Below are 16,951 nucleotides of genomic sequence, written 5' to 3'. Positions count from 1 at the left end.
GAATGACACTGACCAAAGCACATATGGCCGATCGTCTATTTGAGGAACTCGGTCTCAATAAGCGTGAAGCAAAAGACTTTGTTGAGATCTTCTTCGAAGACATCAAGGCGTGTCTTGAGAAGGGAGAGCAGGTGAAGCTCTCCGGCTACGGCAACTTTGATCTACGAGATAAAAACCAGCGCCCAGGAAGAAATCCCAAGACGGGTGAAGAGATTCCAATTACCGCACGTCGAGTAGTGACATTCCGCCCAGGACAGAAACTCAAGGCTAGAGTCGAGGCATATGCTGGAACCAAGCAACAATAACGAATTACCGCCGATTCCGGCGAAGCGCTACTTCACTATTGGTGAGGTAAGTGAGCTCTGTGATGTCAAAGCACACGTGCTGCGTTATTGGGAGCAGGAGTTTCCTCAGCTCAAGCCAGTCAAGCGTCGCGGTAATCGTCGTTATTATCAACGTCACGATGTGATGTTGATCCGTCAGATTCGTGCACTGCTCTACGAGCAGGGCTTCACCATCGGCGGGGCTCGTCAGCGTCTCTCTGGCACCGAAGTGAAAGAGGAACTAAGCCAGACCCAACAGCTTGCGCGTTCACTACGCAATGAGCTGGAAGAGGTTCTAGAGCTCCTTAATCACCGATAGTGATTTATTTCCCGTTCTAAAGCGGGTATCATCTCGCCTCCGCTTTGAGGCGGAATCCCCATCTAAGTAATACCTTTCGGGGCGTAGCGCAGCCTGGTAGCGCACCTGCATGGGGTGCAGGTGGTCGGAGGTTCGAATCCTCTCGCCCCGACCAATAACAAAAAAAGCCGACCTTCTGGTCGGCTTTTTTTGTTATTAAGTGTCGTTTAAGTATCAGTTCCCGCATCCAGTTGAAAAGCGCTTGTAGCGCGTCGCTTGATTTGAGACGCCTCGCCACTTGGTTTGCGACACCCTGTTTTGGGTGATTTTTGGCCTGTTTCTGGGTCGATTTAACGCCTTTTAACACCCCTTTAATGCACTTCTTGGCGTCTCTTATTAGGGGCTCTGAGGGGCTGTTCTGCGGCCTCTGACGTGGCCGATTGTTGGCCTATTTAAGGCTCGTTTCATCTCTCATTTAAGAGCTGTTTACCCAAATTATCACCCCCTCCCGTCTATATAGATATGGCACTTCTGCCTGGTGATGAGATGAAGCTGATATGAAACTTGAAGTCATTGCAATTTTGTTTTTGATCGGGCTCGTTGTTGCGGTCATATTGATCAATGGTGCTCCTGAGATTGCTGCCCGCTATCCTGATCATTTATAGGTCGATATCTAGGGTGATCAGGCGGGCCAGGCGATCGCCTCGACGGCCTCGATCGTAGTGGCGTCGTCGATGGCGTTCATGAGCTGCTGCTTGGTTCTGAATATTTCTTGTGCGGCGTTGCCGACGGCGATCACTACCTGCAGTGCCTCGGCCAGTTCGAGGAGGTGCGGGGTGTTGCTGGTGTCGGTGAAGATGGTCGCCGGTTCTCCCTGGACATCGGCGAGCTGGTAGGCGTCGTGGAGCAGTGCGGCTGAGTCGCGGCCGCCGTGCCATTCGATGCCGTTGTGGTTGACCGGCTGTGCCTCTGCCTTCCAGCGGGCGGCGCGGATCTCTTCGCGCTTGTGCTCTTTGGCATCGTCGAGGGTCAGCGTTGTCGGTGCTGGCGCTTCCCAGGCGAGCGTGTGGCCGTCATGGTTCCATGACCAATCCGTGGCCGGTTCAATCGACTGGAAGGAGATGCCGGTCAGGCGGTTGAAGCGGTGGGGGTTCCACACATTGCTGCGGGTGATCTCTTTACCATCTTTCAGAAGTATCCAGGGCATGATCTATCTCCAAACTGCGACGGCAAGCCGCTCGTGATTACCTGCACCGCCGAGCGATGCGCTGACTGAGTAGGAGGCGTCGGTCGAGGCCATGACCTCGGACGCCCCAGAGAAGCACGACGTGCCTTCGAGTGCGGTGTCGTAGTCTTCGGTCGCGCCGGTCCAGCTGTAGCTCTGGTCGACGCCTGCAGCAGCTGCGGCGATGACGATATCGCCTGCCTCGACGTTGAGGGTGACCGAGATCGGATCGCTCTCCTGGTCGGTGGTATTGCTGACCGATCCAGTGGCCAGGTTATCGAGCGCATAGACACTGATCGCGCAGCGGTTTTTCGAGTCGGTGAAGGTGGCGACGATATCGGCCGTTGCACCGCTGGCGACGTCCAGCTCCCAGATCGAGACGGTGGGCTTGTTGGTGCCGGTCGGTGTGGACGTTTTCACGACCTGCGTCGCGGCGCTGCCGCCGATCGTGACGCCGGAGATATCACCCATCGATTTATCATCGGCCGCGACGGTCACGACCACACGACGGGTGGCCGAGGCGGTGCCGATATCGGCGGCGCTGAATGTATAGCCGCTGCTGTTGCCGGTGTCTGTATAGGCTGCGCGGAAGTCGAGCGTCGGTGCGTCATCTCCACCGAGCCCTGCAGCGGCCATCACCAGAAGCCCTATCATTGTAGATCCAGCCCCAGCAGCAGGCCGGTCCAGGTGGTGCCGCCGTCGTGGGTGTAGAAGCCGATCGCATCACGACCTGCGGCGGTGAGTGTGGGCGCGGTGCCGCCTGCCCACTTCACACCGGCCCACCAGGTGATCGTCGATGAGCCACCGTTAGTGAGATCGAGAATGAAGCTGGCCACACTGCCGGTGGCCGGTACGTTGCTGACGGTGAAGGTGGTCGCGCCTGTAATGGTCTTGGTGTAGAGACTGCCGAGAGCGACATCGATGTTGCTGGCGGCGATCGCGTTGATCTTCTCATGCACGGCCGCACCGAAGCTCTGCTTGGCACTAAAGGTCTGCTCCACATCCGTCTTTGCAGTGTCGGCATCATAGTCCTGCTTACCGGCCAGGGCGTTGGTCATGGTGGTGGAGAAGTTTGCATCGTCACCGAGCGCGGCGGCCAGTTCGTTGAGGGTGTCGAGTGCGGCGGGTGATGCGTTGACCAGGGCGGCGACGGCGGCCTGCACAAAGGCGGTGGTGGCGAGTTGGGTGGTGTCGGTGCCCTCGGTTGCGGTCGGTGCGGTCGGCGTGCCGGTGAGCGCTGCACTGACCAGCGGGGCGAGCAGATCGAGCGCAGCCTGCAGGCCGGTGATGGTGGCGATCGCCTGTGCGCCGCTGTGGTTGGTTCGATCGAAGGCGTCACCTGCGACCGCGTCGGGATCGTAGACGGAGGCGAGCATATCGCCACCGGCACCACCGGCATCGAGCAGGGTCTGCAGCAGGAACATGGCACGCTTGAATATTGCGGCGGTGTCGATGTCACCGGGCTCTGGGTAAGGGATGCCGCTGTCGGTGAAGTCGCGCACGATCGTGTAACTCTGATCGGCAGCGGTTGCGCCTGTATATGCAGCGTTTAACGTGATCTGATTGTCAGAGTCGATGCTGCCGACGGTGTACCAAATGCCGCTGCCGGGCAGGGTGAATTCGTCGCCTGCAGTGATCTCTGCGAGCCAGCTGGTGCCGGTGCCGGTGACCACCTGGCTGCCGTTGGTGACGCTGGCGGTGCCTATCTTGTATTGGCTCATGCGCGGTGCCTCGTGAGGGTGAAACTCCGTGCTTTCTCTTTGAGCAGATCGCGGGCATCTGCAGCACGAAAATAGTATTTAACGTAGTAGCGGTAGTTGCCTGCAGGCGGCTGATCGATAAAGCCGAGCGGGACGTATTCGGTGCGGTAGTAGGTGGTGTAGATGCCGGAGAAGTAGTTCGGATTGTTTGTGTCGCCACTGGCAGCGACCAGCGTGTCACTGGTTGGACTGCCGACGTCTTCGCGGTAGATCTCGAACCAGGCGAAGGCGCGAGCGTGTGCGCCGGTGATGTAGTCGGTTGAGACGCCGCCTGCTGATGTGTGCCGGTCGCAGTAGCCGCCGAAGTTGAACTGGCCGACGATGGTGTCACCTGTATCGGTGGTGACTGTCGCCTCGATCTTCTCTTCGTCATCACCGTTCCAGACCACGCCACCGATGAGCGTGCCATCGATCACAGCAACGGGTGCCTTGCGCGTGGTGGCTGAGATCTCCACCGACTCGGTGCCGCTGTTGCCGAACTCATCCTCGAAGCGAATGGCGATGAAGTACTCGGTCTCGGGCTGCAGGGGTGAGTTGTCGCCGATGTGGTCGATCAGAAACTGGTCGTTAGCGCCGGTGTAAATGATCGTTGAAGCGTTGCGGGTGAAGCCGGTGGCGGTGCCGATCCAAACTGAGCACCCCTTGTAGTCGGTATCGCTGGGGCGGTCGAAGTCGACGATGATCGAATCGTGATCTGGGGTGATCTTGTAAGCGGTGGGTGCAGCGGGTGCGGCGTTCTCGACGCGCAGCCTGGCGGCCTTGGTGGAGAGCTGGTTCTGGCGGCCGCGCTGATAGACCTCGAGAATGAATTCACGACGGGGGCCGTCATCCTCGACGTTCTTCTCATAGCTGTAGATATACCAGTTGTCGGTGACGTGCTCGGTGCGCAGCAGGTTTTTGTCGATGTCGAGCACCCTGACTTCGTAGTCTTTGAAGTAGAGATCGCGCGCGCCGCTGCCTGCACCAAAAGGCTCATCGCCGAGGTCGTAGCTGAAATTGAGTGAGCCCTCGCGCCAGGCGAACTTGGCATCGCGGCCGGTGAAGATGTGGTCGTTGCCCTGGCCGAAGAGTTCCAGCCCTCTGACGCGCGGCACCACGGCGGCGATGGCGATGGTGCACTCCAGGGTTAGCCAGCCGCTATGTACGCCGCTGTCGTTGACCGACCGCACCTGGAATTCATAAACACCTGGCAGCAGGTTGCGCACGGTGCGGCTGGTCCCTTCGCGGGTGCCGAGATCGATCCAGCTGCCACCGGCGACCAGACGGATCTGCGCCTGGTAGTCGGTGACAAAGGCGTCGGCCGCTTCGGTCCAGGTGAAGAGCGCCTCGCCATAGAGATCGTGTTGCTGCTCGGTTAACACCAGGTTGGTGGGCGGCTCGACGTGTAGCGGATTGGGTAGCGTGGTGGTGGTCGGTGGGGTGTAGACACCGGGCAGGGTGAGGTCGTAGAGATCACCGTCGTGGCGCTTGAGGGTGATGGCCACGGTGGCATCGAGGCGCAGGCTCATGCGCACGATGCGCACGCGCTGATCGACCCAGCCGAGTGAGCTGTGGCTAAAGGTGCCGACGCTGCTGGGCAGGTGGTCGAGGGCGGCCAGCTTGGTGATGAAAGAGACGGTGGCGCGATCGCGTGAGATGCGCATCGCCAGTTCACCGTGCATCTGCGCACGGTAGGGGCTGATGCAGAAGGGCAAGGTGATACGCGACTCGTGGGCGATGCCGTTGTCGGCGGCCAGGTAGGCGGCCGAGTCGACCGGTAGGGTATCGCTGCGCCACTCATTATCGGGGTTGCGGTAGCCGACCGAGATGCGGTTTGAGCGTGAGCGACGTGAGCCGCCACTCATCGAGATTGAACCGAGCACCATTGACTCATCCCAGGCGAAGGCGTCGACCTCGTCCTTGTCGATGATCAGCGCATAGTTGCCGTTGATGCGTGGCAGTCGTCCGTTGCAGCTGCTCAGCAGCTCTTTGATGTTGGCCCAGAGGGTGCGTGAGGTGTCGACCACACCGTCGCAGGTGTAGCGCGGCTGGTCAGCCGGTGCACCACTGTAGAGACTGATGTCGGCCTCGCAGTAGTTCGCAGCCGCGATGAGGCTGGCGGTGTCGATCGCGCTCTCGGGCAGCCGCTTACCGTAGCGGGGGTGGGTCAGGTAGTCGGCGATGCACCAGGCCGGGTTGTTACTCCAGGTCACGATGTCGTGGTTGTAGTTTTTCACCAGGCGGCCACCGATATCGGCGGTGATCACCGGGCGGCGTGCGAATACATCGCGGTTCCAGTGCAGCCGCACGTAGAGATAGGCGGTGCCCTGCTGGCGGTGGTCGCTGGTCCAGCCGGGGATCTCTGCCACTGCATCGGCATCGGCCAGTTGATCCTCTTCGCCCTTGTGCTTGTTGATCCAGACGCTACCCGCAAAGCGTTCATCGGTAGAGGGCACGTCGTCGAGGTAGACGGTGTTGATCGAGGAGATCGGCCCCTCGCAGAGGGTGAGGATCAGGTGCAGGAATTCGTTCTTGTCGCCGGTGACCGCCATCAGGGTGATGATGCCGCCGACGCGCTGCGTGCCGTAGACGACCGGGATCTCGGCGACGTTGCTCGACTTGTTGAGCAGGGTGCCGTCGAACTTCTTCTCCAGGTCGGAGAGGTCGGGGCTGAACCAGTCGGTGATGTCGTCCCAGACATCATCGACCCAGTCGGTGAAGTCGTCCCACTGCTCATCCCACCAGTCCTTGACGTCACCCCAGCCCATCAGACGCGCCCCCACTTGAGATCGTTGATGGTCTGGCCAGCAAACTCGAAGCCGCGATCACCAGGGAAAAAGCTCTGCGTGTCTGCATCGTTAGTGCGGCGACCGGCGACGCGCTCGAAGTCGGACCACTCACCGGCGACGGTCAGGGAGATGGTGGCGGTGCCCGCGCGGGGATCTTCCTCGAAGCGGAAGTCATCGATCTGGCCGCGAAAGACCGAGACGGGATCGACCACCAGAAGCTCGCCATCATCGAGCAGGCCACGGTGAATGATCACCGCGCGGTTGTGGTAGTCGCCGCTGAGCAGCAGCGCCAGCACATCCTGCTGCACGGCGGTGAGGGTGATCTTGAGGCTGTTGTTGGTCAGCTCCAGCTCTTCGGTGATATCACCAATATTGAGCAGCAGGCCGTTGGCCAGGTAGGTGTTGCCGTTATGGACAATATCCTTGTAGGTGTCGGTGAGGCGCTGCGTGCCGCTGTCCCACTCGATCTCGGTCAGTACAAACGGTCTGATGGCAGACTTGGCCACCTCCGTCTGCATCTCAGTGCTTAGATCGCGATCGCTCATAGTGCCTCTACCACATCGAGTGCGAGGGTGTTGTCGTTAGCCCGGATATTGAACTCGCGGTCCTTGTTGCTGGCGCGCACGGTGAAGGGCACGTCGGTGACGGTGAGCGCTTCACCGTCTGCAGGGGATGCCATCAGCGGCGGGTAGAGTGCGAGGGCGGCGAGGCCGGTGCCATCACTGAGTGCATCGGCGGTCACTTCATAGACCTTTGAATGACCGTTAAAGCGTACTTTATCGCCAGCCATCAGCACGGTGATGCTGGGTGTCCAGCCGCGCGTGTTGATGGCGTTGCCGGTCTGGCCAGCACCGTCGACCAGCGGTGTGCCGCTCGCTGCACCCTGCGGATCGGAGAGCACCGGCATCACCACCTCGAAGGTGTGGAAGGCACCGCGCTGCGTATTGATAAAGGCCATCACCTGGCGCACCTCCTGGTGCGAGAGTTTTGGCCAGCGAATGGTGAAGGCCCAGCGCTGCGCGCCGACCTTGCGTACATAGTCGCCGTTGGCGTTGTCGTCACTGGTGAGGGTCGGGTCGATCGAGCGCACGCGCAGTGCCTCGATGCCGGTCTCTATGGGGAGTGTGCCTGGCATGGTTCGCTATACCCCTGATTTGCCCTTGCGCTCGCGCGCATCGCGGATGATGTTCGTCACGGCGCGGCGGCCCTTGGTCTCGATCACCTGGTTGACCGATGCACCATCGAGCGCCTTGATCTCGAAGGTGAAGTGGTAGCTGTCGCCACCGCCACCACCGTCGGCCATCTGGTCCAGTCCCTTCTCGAGCTTGTCGGCGTTACCAGGGGCGAGCACCATCTCGCCCTGGTTGAGCAGGTAGGTGCCCTCGCGCGGCACGTCATCGAGCCCGGCGTGGGCGACACCGGCCAGGCTCATGGCGTTGGTCAGTGCGTAGGTGGTGGCGATGCCTGCCTGTGCGGGCACGGCGTTGGCACCGGCCATCGCCAGCGAGGCGGCAGCGGCAGCGGGTGCCCAGGCGACGGCAGCGGTGGCAGCGGCGGCGGTGTTGGCGGCGGCGGTGGCCACCAAGCCCGATTTCTCCAGCGCCCAGAGCGCGACCTTCTTCACGCCGATTTCGACCAGCGTTGAGATCACCTGCTTGGCCACACCCTTGAGGAGTGACCTCATCGAGTTGGCCATGCTCTCCTGCTCGAAGAGCGCCTCGGCGGTGGCGTCACCGATACCGGCAGCGAAACGATCACCGGCCGCCTTCCAGGTCTCCTCCCACTCGGTCGCCTTCTGCTTGCTCGCCTCGAGGTAGTTGGCCTCGATGCGGGCGCGCTGGTCGTAGTACTCGGTGTCGAGGATCTCGCCGGTGTCGTACATCTCCTCGAGCAGGAAGAGCTGATCGGTGTAGTGGTCATCGAGGCGCTGCTGCTCGTTCATCAGCTCGCGGTCGAGGGCGTCGTAGCGATTGCGCAGCTGCTCCTGGTAGTCATCGATCGCGGTGCTGCCTGCCTCGCTCTCTGGGGTGTCCATGCCGAGGTGCTGCTCGGTGAGTGCATCGACGGCCGCCTGGTACTGCTGCGGGTCGAGGTTCGCCTTGGCCAGCAGGTTGAGATCGGCACTGTACTGATCGAAGGCGGCATCCTCGGGGAAGAGGTTATCCATCAGCGCTTTGATCTCCTCTTTCAATGCGCTGGTGGCGTCAGTCAGTGTGTCGGTCTTGTTGACTGCACCGTCTAGTTGCTCGTTGAGGCTGAACATCGCCTCCTGGTACTGGTCGGCGGTGAGGTGAGGCTTAAGGTTCTCGAGTTGAGAAATGGCAGCGTAGTAGTCACGGTAGGCGGCACGTGTCGGCAACAGCTTATCGAGCAGCTTCTGCTGGTCATCGGTGAGTTCCTTGGTGGTGCTGCCAAGATCATCGTTGCCCTTGCCGGTCTCCTGCATTGATGTGCGCAGTTCGTCGTACTGCCGAATTAGTTCTCGCAAAATGCGCCGTGTCACACCGAGCTGCGCGTGCACCTCTTTGCGTTTTCCTCCAGAGCCGGTGATTACCTCCAAGAATCCTGGTGCCTCTCTTAAGGTATCTTCGTACTCTCTGATTTGATCTTTGACCTTCCTAATCTGTTCCTGAAGCCGTATCGAATACGCCTTACTCTCTTCACCGCGCAACAGATATAGCTTCTCTGTCAGATTTTCTGTTTCTTCCGCAACATCGCGTGTAGATGATGCCCAGATTGCCAAACCTGCAACAGCAGTTACGGCCAGCCCGGCGGGGCCGCCGAAGAAGGCAAGCGTGGAGCGTGCAGCGGCAGCGGCGTTGCGCAGCACAATCATGCGCGCGGCGGTGACGGCCGAGGCACGCTGTACGGTGACCAGGCCGGTGGCGGCACTGCGGCTGGTAACGGTGAGCGCGGCCATCTGCGCACTGAGCATGCCGACGCCTGCACTGACGGTGCGCGCCACGATCAGGGCCGCCAACATGGCGACCGCTTCGCCGGTGTAACCGACCATCGTCTGCATGCTCTGCACGGTTGATCGCAGTGCGGGCTGCAGATCGTCATAGAGCAACAGCGCCTCCTCTTCGGTGGCCGAGAGGAAGAGCTTCCAGTCACCGAGCAGGGTGTTGGTCTGAGCGTCGGCCATCTCCAGCGCCTTGCCGGTGCCGGTGATCGCTTCGCGCATGCGGTTGAACTCATCGGCACCCTGGCCAACCATCGCCAGCATCGCCGGTGCGGCCTCAGAGCCGAACAGGGTGGCGGCCTGGTTGAGATCGAGCTGCTCCTCTGCGAGCTGTTCGATCATCGACTGATAGCCGACAAACTTGCCACTGACATCGGTCACCTTTAGACCGATCGCTTCGATCAGTCCTGCGGCCTCCTTGGAGGGTTTGTTCAAGGCGATCAGAGAGGCGCGCAGTGCGGTGCCTGCCTGTTCACCTTTGAAGCCTGCGTTTAACAGCATCGAGACGGCGGCGGTGGTCGATTCAATATCCTGGTTGAGTGACTTGGCCACTGGTCCCACATAGCGCATCGCATCGCCGAGCTTCTGCATGTTGGCCTGGCTGCCAGAGATGGCGGCGGCGTAGACGTTGGCCACGCGCGTCGCCTCGCTCGCCTCGAGTTCGAACTGCGAGAGTGATGAGCTGACGATCTCGGTGGTTCTGCCCAGGTCGGATTGGGTGGCGGCGGCCAGTGCCATGACACCGTTTTGCGAGTCGATGATCTCGTTGACCGACTGACCGACTGACCGACTGACCGGCCGAGGCGAGGTGGTACTGCGCCTCGGCGACCTGGCTGGCAGAGAAGATCGAGACCTTGGCCTGATCGCGTGCCGCCGAGGTGAGGCGCTCCATCTCATCGGCACCGGCACCGGCGACGCTGGCGACGTTGGCCATCTGCTGGTAGAAGCTCGCGCCGGTGGTGATCACGCTCCTGATGGCGACCGAGGCGGCCGCGACCGAGGCGACCTGCAGCGCCATGCTCTTGAAGTCTGCCGCTGCCGATCGGGCCAGGTTGCCTGCGCCCCTGGTGTCGTTGCCCAGGCGGTCGACATTGCGGCCAGCGGTCTTTGCCTGGCGGCCGGTCTGCTCGACCTCTGCGCCCAGGTGATCGAACTCCCTGGCAGCGACGCGCACCTCGCCGACCATCTGACCGTTGTCAGCTTGTAGTCGGAATTTTACGGTGCGCTCTGTCATTTCGCCTCAATCAATAGTTGGTTGAACTTCTTGGCGTAGTGTTGCGAGAAGATATGCAGCCCTCTCATCAGCTCGTTGCCCTGCTCGACCTCGTGGTAGCCCATCAGTCGATCGATGGCGCTCCAGTCCAGGCGATGCAGTTGGCCATTCGGCACCAGGTGCCACTCGTTGCCGACCACCTCGAAGAGTTCAACGACCGGCCAGTTCTCTGGCAGTACTTCGACGTCGTCGCTGTGCTGCCTGCGCTTGATGATGTTTAAAAAGATCTCGGCGGTAGCGTCATCGACCAGACCATCAAGCTGCTCTTGTATGGGTGCCTGTCGTCCTTGACGGGCATGGTGAAAATGCTCAGCGGCCAGGTGCTCGGCCGCCTCGGTTAGTTTTTTCCGCGTCCACCGTTGAGCTTGGCGAAGTAGGCGCGAACCATCGCGGCGGTGTAGGGCGTTGCCTCGAACACCTCGGCCTGGTTCTCCTCGCTGTACTCGATCAGATTGCCGTCGAGATCTCGCAGGCCATCCCAGCCGAGCAGCACCTGGTTGAGCAGGGCTGCATCGCCACCGTCGTCGCTGTTGGCGTTGACCAGTGCGTCGATCTCGGATTTTTCCAGCGACTTGAATCGCGCGTTAAAACGGCGCTTCACCATCTTGTCGTCGTCGGGCAGTGAGAGTGAGACCTCGGCGGTGAAGTTGTCGCTCATCAGTTTTAGAGCCATCTGTCTGTTCCTTTATCGGTTATTTAATGGGGTGTTAAATCGCGCTTGATGCTTAGTAGAAGATCAGCATCAGTTCGTCGTCACCGTTCACGCCTTTGGCGATGAAGGGCAGCTCGTATGCCTGGTTGCCTTCGCGGCCGCCGACGCTCACCTCCTCATACTGCGCGGCGCGCACCAGGGGGCGGCAGCGGTTGCCCGTGCTCTGGCCGATGGTGGCGTAGATCTTCTGCGCGGTGCCGTCCTTCCAGGCGGTGAAGGGGTCGAAGTCGGTCAGGGCGATCGCCTCGGGGTCGACGCTGCCACCGGCGTTGCGCATGCCGGAGATCTCCAGCCCCTTGCGACCGTCGGCGGCGTTGATGTCGTTGCGCACCTTCACCTCGTTGCCGATGCGCAGCTTGAGGCTGTTGACGGCGGTCTTGGTCATGTCGACGCTGGCGATCTGCAGACCTGCGTTTTCGCAGGGCTCTGGATCGTGGTCATAGACCGCTGCCTGGGGGATGGGGATATTGGTCGGGTCGTTGTAGATCCCCTTCATGTCGAAGTTAAAAAGGCCATAGCCGCCGACGGTCATCTCCAGCTCGAAGGTGCCGCGCACGCCGGTGACGGGATACTTGAAGCCGTCGTGGTGGAAGTAGGCGGTGAGCGACTTCATCGCGGTGCGATCGGAGAGCGGTGCGTAGATCCAGGAGTCGTCGGGGGTGCCGGTGACGCTGGTGAGGGCGATCACATAACCGGCCTCGACGCTCATCGCACACGCCTGCAGCAGGTGGTCGATCTCTGGCTTGCGCAGGGTGCCATCGATGCCACCGCCCTTGAGTTCGATCGGTAGCTTGAGGTCGTAACCCTTCGCGCCGATTACGTGGCCACTCGGTGAGCGGTTCCAGTTGACGGTGTCGCGTACGCGCTTGTCGCCGGTCGGCTTAATCTCTGAGCCCTTGTTGATCAAGATGCCCTGATGGCCGCTGCCGGGGTCGGTGCCGTAGGTCGCCTCGAGTACGGTTAGTAGCGCTTTTAATTCACTGTCGTATGACATGGTGTTCTCTCCTCAGTTGTTCTTACTTGCTACGCGCAGCGCGTTTCTTCACGGCGGCCTTTTTCTTCGGCGCGGCCCTCTTCTCGGGCTTCGGTGCGGGCACCTCTTTGCCGAGCACGTTGTGCTGCTGCAGCAGGGCGGCCTCTTTGGCCTCGTACTCGATCGAGTCGCCGACCTTGACGGGCTTCTTGGTCGTGGGGTGCTTCATCGCTTGCAGTACTTCGTAGAAAGGCATCGCTGTGCTCCTCAGTTGAGTTGTCTGATCTGGTTGCCTGGAAGGGTGTAGATCTCCTGCCAGAAGATGCGGCCGCCCTTGATGGTGACCAGGCGACCACCGTCATATTCGAGGCCGCGCTTGCCGCTGCCGGGTATCCAGTTGAGCAGTGCGCTCTGGATCTGTTCGCAGTGCGCCTCGATCAGATCGGAGGCGTCACCGCCGCGCGTGTCGCGGCCGGTATCTTCAACGATGACCACGGCGTAGCTGTCGTTGACCTTCTGCACCACGCCAGTGCCTGCGGTGTTGGCTCCAGCCTGGCGGCGTAGGCGGAAGACATAGACGCCAGGCGTCGAGGTGCGTCCCTTGGTGATGGCGTTGATATCCGAGACACCGGCCACCTCTTTGAACACCTTGGCGGTGTCCTGGTCGCTGATGCGGTCGATGATCTCCTGGCGTGTGGTCAATGGAGTAGCTCCTCTGCCCAGTCGAGCGCGATCGCATCGAGGTCGTTGGCGTTTCCTCTGGATAGGCCGAGATACTCACGCGCTGGCACGGCTGCTGGTCCTGGGGCCATGTCGGCTGTGCCACCGTGTTGATGGATGGCGGCATAGATCAGGTTGCTGCCCCACTCAACGGCGTCACCACCGACCACCTCATACTGGATCGAGTCGAGCAGGTTGCCTTCACCCTGCAGCAGGCTCTGGCCCTGGTGGCGCGTCTCTGCGTAACGCTCAGACCACTCATCCCAGGGCGTGCCGTCGGGTGCCGTCTTCTCATCGGAGATCCTGCGACGGGTCTGGCTCTCCAGCTCCATGCCCAGGGCATCGAGCAGCGGCAGCAGATCGGGGTTCTCCAGGGTGTGGAGTACTTCGCGAACCTGATGGAAGCCTTCACCTTTAATGCGGTAGCTGGTGCCGGTCATTTAGAACACTCTCCCACCGCCGCGCTTGAAGCGACGACCGGGGCCGGTCACGACGGCGGCACCGCCCTGGCTGGTTGATGGTTCACCGCCGCCGAGGCTCGCCTTGCCGTCGGCGAGATCTCGCAGCCAGCGCAGCGCACGATCGTGGCGCTTGGTGACCTTCTCCAGCTCCTGGTCATCGTTGAGCAGGTAGCGGGCGATGTCTTCGCAGTAACCAGGCAGGGGGCTCGATGAGATCTGCGAGGCCGAGAGCGGCAGGGTGTGACGCTTACCGAGATAGGAGTCGATGGTCTGGCTCGCCGTTTCGAGTGCCTGGTTGATGTTGACCAGGGCCGCGTCGGCCGCCTCGATATCCTCGGCTGCATAGGCCGAGCGATCGCCACTCTCGGCGGTCAGTTCGAGCAGCAGCGCATCGACCACCGGGTAGCGCTTCGGCGTGGCGAACTGCGCGACCTCGGTGGCATCGAAGCGGTTGATCAGACTGGAGGCGGTTGAGTACATGGTCGGCTAGTTACTCTGCAGGGATCGTGACCGCTTCAACGATGAGGTTCTTCTCATCCTTGAGCTGCTTGATCTGCTCCTTGTTCAGTGCGTCGAGCGCGATGCCGTGACCCTGTTCGTCGAACTTGTGACCGGCACGGCGGAATGATGCGACGCCTGGCTTGGTCTTGATGTAGAGCGCGTCGATCTCTTTGCGCTGTGGTTTGGCTGCTGCCTTCTTCTTCGGCGCGGCCTTCTTTGCGACCTTCTTCTTCGGTGCTGCCTTCTTAACTGTTGCCATGATGGTGGCTCCCTTGTTCGCTATTCAGAGAAAGAGGCGGCGGAGTGTGCCGCCGCCTCTGTCATTCACCGGGTGGGCGTTTAGCCTGCGCCGGTTGAGCCGTAGCTCAGCTGCCAGAGGCCGTATGCACTCGCGGCACGCGCCTCGACGGAGTAGAGGAACTTGCGGTTGAGGAACACGTTCGGGCTGTCAGCACTATCCATCGCGACGAAGACCGGCTTCTTGCGCTCCTGGATGATGAAGGGCTTCATCTGGCGCTTGGTCACATGCAGCATCCACTGGGTATCGCTGGTGATGCGGGTATTGACCTTGAGCTTGGCGGTGCCCTTGTAGGGGTTCTTGGTGCCGTCATCCAGCTCGTCGTTCTCGAGCAGTACGCGCGCCACATCCTCAAGTGCTGGGCCGACCTCCAGGGTGTCTGGCATCAGGCCGAGTGGCTTGCCGCCATCGCGGGTGAACTTCATGATCGCGGTGCGGGCTGCACCGTAACTGGCACGCGCTGCGGCGACAGTGGCTGATGAGAGTGCAGCAGTGCCCTTGTTGCTGACGCTCTGCACATCACCGTTCGCATCTTCAACCGGGTGGTCGGTGTCGTAGTAGAACTGGCCGTCGTAGCACTTGTTGGTGAAGGCTCCGTTCTTGGCGTCGGCATCCAGCTCGTCATAGAGTTCTGCACCGGACTCACCGGATGCAGCCGCCTGGATCGAGTAGCCGCCGAGGTTGCCATCTTCGATGTCGTTGCGATCGACCTCGATGGTGTCCTCGAAGTCTTCGTTGGCGACGACGTAGTTGTTGGCCTTGAGTGCGTTGATCACCTTGTCACCGATCCACTTCTTCATGCCCTTCCAGCCGGTCAGCCACTTGTAGTCGTTCTCTGAGCCGGTGGAGGGCACGATCATGGTGGTGTCTTGCCAGCCGCCAGTGACAGCATCGAACGCCTTCTGGAAGGTCGCCTTGATGTTTCGACTGAGGCCGTCGAGTGACTCCTTGTTAACGATCATGCCTGCCATGCCCATCATGCCGAGCGACTCTGGTTCAAACATTGCCAGCGCCATCTCCGGCGAGGCTGCTACAGGCACTGCAAAAGCAGCGCCCAGGATGCCGACGGCTAGCGCGGCGGTGAGTGCGAGGATCTTTTTCATTGCTGCTATCTCCCTGGTGGATAAATTAGGTTGTTGGCTCGATTACTCGACCCAGACAAAGTTGCCTTCGATGCCGACGACCTTGCCGCACGCTGAGAGCGTGCCGGTGCCGTCGGTCTTGGCGACGGTCTCGTCGTCCTCGATGTAACAGCTCTTGCCCAGTTCGGCCTGGGTGACCGCATCGGTGCCGGAGTTCTTGAACTTGAACGCCTTGCCACGACGCACCTTGATGTTGAGATCACCATCGACACCGGCTGAGTTATCGACCTGCTCTTCGGCGCGGCCGAGATAGGTGAGAGTGGTGGCGGCTGCGCCGCCCTGGGCGTAGCCGGTGGCGTTGGCGGCGACCAGGGCACCGGCGAAGATCTTGGTGCTGGCGGCTACGGGTACAGAAAGGATCTCTGCATCCTGGTATGGGGTCTGTCGGTCTTCGGTCAGGGCCATGTTGGCTCTCCTTTAGTTGGTTGCTAACAATGGCCCGGCTTATGCCTGGCCGAACTTCTCCAGATCCTCGGCGGTGTTGCCGAAGATCTCCGAGATCTCTTGAGTCTCCGCGTTGAGCGCGGTGGCCTTACCACTACCGTCGGGGATCTCCTTGCCGCCGAGGGCGCTGTCGGGTGCGACGACGGGGGCAGACTCAACAAACGCCTTGAAGCGATCGAGGCCACCCTCTTCACGACATGCCGCCGTGTGGTACTCCTTCGTTGCGGGCGTGATCTTGCCTGCCTCCAGGGCGCTGTTGATGGCGGTCTCGATGTCGGTGTCGAGCTGCGCCTGGTCACGATCGGCGAGCTGCTGCTCGGCGTTGTTGGCGCGTTCGACGGCGGCTTCGTAGTCGCCACGCGGGATAAACTTGTCGAGGCTGGGTGCAGCGCCTGCGCTGTTGAGTGCGGTTTGCAGATCGCCGTTGATCTTCTCGATGGCGTTGAGCGCATCTTCGTTGGTGGCGTCGTCGCTCAGGCCGAGCGCCTTTAGGATCTCTTTCATTGCGGTTTCCTCGTGGTCGATTGAACCGGGATTTGCCTCCCGATTAAGGGCGGTTAAATGGAGGTTGGGGCGATTGGTGAGCCCAACCGATGAGAGGCCGACGATGCGGCGTGTCGCCTTCTCGAAGACCAAGACGGGGGAGAGGTAGCGGTACTCCTTGGCGGCGATGGCGTTGCGGCCGTTCTCGGTCCACTCGACGCGCGCCCAGATGGCACCGTCGCGGATCTCGAACGCCTTGCCCCAGCCGGTGGCCGGTGCCTTCTCGCCCTGGGGTGCTTTGAGTTCGGTGGCGTGCTCCCAATCGAAGGGGAGGTCGCGACCTGCTTCCTGCTGCAGAGCGTGTAGATAGTCGAGCACGCCCTGGGGGTTGTCGTTGAGCCAGGCGCGCTTGTCGCGGCCAATGACCTCGGGACCGGCCGGGATCAGCTCGACCCACTCGGGCACGCTGCCATCGGTGGGCAGCTCAAAGCAGAGCGCCACGCGCTCGGTGGGGGCGAGTGCGTGGCACATGGCGGTGGCTAGGTGTGCGTTTCCGTACATGCCGCCAGATTAGGCGGCGGGCGATCTCGAGTGACGGGGGAACGTGT

Annotated in this window: 19 protein-coding genes, 1 tRNA gene and 2 pseudogenes; 3 read left to right on the top strand and 19 right to left on the bottom strand. The window is 61.1% G+C overall.

The annotated features are described in order from the left end of the window. The first annotated feature begins 2 nt into the window (after positions 1-2). The 3 genes from ihfA (at position 3) to BOW52_RS03075 (ending at position 796) form a co-directional block, all read left to right on the top strand. Positions 3-305, top strand: coding sequence for an integration host factor subunit alpha (gene ihfA / locus BOW52_RS03085; RefSeq protein WP_078482623.1), 303 nt, complete (start codon positions 3-5; stop codon positions 303-305). Further along, on the top strand, positions 283-642 hold the full coding sequence (locus tag BOW52_RS03080; protein WP_078482622.1) for a MerR family transcriptional regulator: 360 nt from the start codon (positions 283-285) through the stop codon (positions 640-642). Before ihfA ends, BOW52_RS03080 begins: the two co-directional genes overlap by 23 nt. 77 nt (positions 643-719) lie before the next feature. Then, positions 720-796, top strand: a tRNA-Pro gene (locus BOW52_RS03075). A gap of 507 nt (positions 797-1,303) precedes the next feature. Here the strand turns inward: BOW52_RS03075 and BOW52_RS03070 are convergent. The 19 genes and pseudogenes from BOW52_RS03070 to BOW52_RS02985 form a co-directional block, all read right to left on the bottom strand. Continuing rightward, complete coding sequence (locus tag BOW52_RS03070; protein ID WP_078482621.1) at positions 1,304-1,828, bottom strand: DUF4376 domain-containing protein; 525 nt, start codon at positions 1,826-1,828, stop codon at positions 1,304-1,306. A gap of 3 nt (positions 1,829-1,831) precedes the next feature. Then, the gene (locus BOW52_RS03065) at positions 1,832-2,500 is read right to left on the bottom strand and encodes a hypothetical protein (protein ID WP_135621977.1); all 669 of its coding nucleotides are present in this window, start codon (positions 2,498-2,500) and stop codon (positions 1,832-1,834) included. A gap of 365 nt (positions 2,501-2,865) precedes the next feature. Next, positions 2,866-3,117, bottom strand: a pseudogene (locus BOW52_RS03060) (tail fiber protein); the annotation flags it as partial. 446 nt (positions 3,118-3,563) lie between these two features. After that, a complete protein-coding gene (locus tag BOW52_RS03055; protein ID WP_135621975.1) occupies positions 3,564-6,368 on the bottom strand; it encodes a phage tail protein in 2,805 nt (934 codons plus the stop codon). Next, positions 6,353-6,919, bottom strand: a complete 567-nt coding sequence (locus tag BOW52_RS03050) for a DUF2163 domain-containing protein (RefSeq protein ID WP_078482618.1) — start codon at positions 6,917-6,919, stop codon at positions 6,353-6,355. Before BOW52_RS03050 ends, BOW52_RS03055 begins: the two co-directional genes overlap by 16 nt. After that, positions 6,916-7,509, bottom strand: a complete 594-nt coding sequence (locus tag BOW52_RS03045; RefSeq protein WP_078482617.1) for a hypothetical protein — start codon at positions 7,507-7,509, stop codon at positions 6,916-6,918. The genes BOW52_RS03050 and BOW52_RS03045 overlap by 4 nt, the downstream gene beginning before the upstream one ends. 6 nt (positions 7,510-7,515) lie before the next feature. Beyond that, entirely contained in the window at positions 7,516-10,074 is a 2,559-nt protein-coding gene (locus BOW52_RS03040; RefSeq protein ID WP_269087625.1) for a phage tail tape measure protein, read from the bottom strand. Between the two features lie 73 nt (positions 10,075-10,147). After that, a pseudogene (locus tag BOW52_RS17660) lies at positions 10,148-10,354 on the bottom strand (hypothetical protein); the annotation flags it as partial. Positions 10,355-10,566: 212 nt separating this feature from the next. Beyond that, positions 10,567-10,749, bottom strand: coding sequence for a hypothetical protein (locus tag BOW52_RS17290; RefSeq protein ID WP_236725621.1), 183 nt, complete (start codon positions 10,747-10,749; stop codon positions 10,567-10,569). A 197-nt stretch (positions 10,750-10,946) separates the two neighbouring features. Beyond that, a complete protein-coding gene (locus tag BOW52_RS17285; RefSeq protein ID WP_236725620.1) occupies positions 10,947-11,282 on the bottom strand; it encodes a hypothetical protein in 336 nt (111 codons plus the stop codon). A gap of 52 nt (positions 11,283-11,334) precedes the next feature. Beyond that, the gene (locus tag BOW52_RS03025) at positions 11,335-12,315 is read right to left on the bottom strand and encodes a phage tail tube protein (protein ID WP_078482614.1); all 981 of its coding nucleotides are present in this window, start codon (positions 12,313-12,315) and stop codon (positions 11,335-11,337) included. Positions 12,316-12,337: 22 nt separating this feature from the next. After that, positions 12,338-12,550, bottom strand: a complete 213-nt coding sequence (locus tag BOW52_RS03020) for a hypothetical protein (RefSeq protein ID WP_078482613.1) — start codon at positions 12,548-12,550, stop codon at positions 12,338-12,340. A gap of 11 nt (positions 12,551-12,561) precedes the next feature. Next, positions 12,562-12,996 carry a phage tail terminator protein gene (locus BOW52_RS03015; RefSeq protein ID WP_078482612.1) on the bottom strand — a complete coding sequence of 145 codons (435 nt, stop codon included), beginning with the start codon at positions 12,994-12,996 and terminating at the stop codon, positions 12,562-12,564. Beyond that, positions 12,993-13,454: a phage virion morphogenesis protein gene (locus BOW52_RS03010; protein ID WP_078482611.1), complete on the bottom strand. Its 462-nt coding sequence runs from the start codon at positions 13,452-13,454 to the stop codon at positions 12,993-12,995. The genes BOW52_RS03015 and BOW52_RS03010 overlap by 4 nt, the downstream gene beginning before the upstream one ends. Then, complete coding sequence (locus BOW52_RS03005) at positions 13,455-13,955, bottom strand: DUF1320 domain-containing protein (RefSeq protein WP_078482610.1); 501 nt, start codon at positions 13,953-13,955, stop codon at positions 13,455-13,457. It abuts the gene before it with no gap. A 10-nt stretch (positions 13,956-13,965) separates the two neighbouring features. Continuing rightward, positions 13,966-14,235 carry a hypothetical protein gene (locus BOW52_RS03000; RefSeq protein WP_078482609.1) on the bottom strand — a complete coding sequence of 90 codons (270 nt, stop codon included), beginning with the start codon at positions 14,233-14,235 and terminating at the stop codon, positions 13,966-13,968. A gap of 80 nt (positions 14,236-14,315) precedes the next feature. Further along, positions 14,316-15,377: a Mu-like prophage major head subunit gpT family protein gene (locus BOW52_RS02995; protein WP_330359757.1), complete on the bottom strand. Its 1,062-nt coding sequence runs from the start codon at positions 15,375-15,377 to the stop codon at positions 14,316-14,318. 42 nt (positions 15,378-15,419) lie between these two features. Further along, complete coding sequence (locus BOW52_RS02990; RefSeq protein WP_078482608.1) at positions 15,420-15,821, bottom strand: hypothetical protein; 402 nt, start codon at positions 15,819-15,821, stop codon at positions 15,420-15,422. Between the two features lie 39 nt (positions 15,822-15,860). Further along, positions 15,861-16,904, bottom strand: coding sequence for a phage protease (locus BOW52_RS02985; RefSeq protein ID WP_236725619.1), 1,044 nt, complete (start codon positions 16,902-16,904; stop codon positions 15,861-15,863). Between the last annotated feature and the right edge of the window lie 47 nt (positions 16,905-16,951).

It is taken from the genome of Solemya pervernicosa gill symbiont (genome assembly GCF_002020875.1).
Lineage (GTDB): Bacteria > Pseudomonadota > Gammaproteobacteria.
Note: the sequence above shows the minus strand (reverse complement) of the source record. Positions and strands in the feature narration are given on the sequence as shown.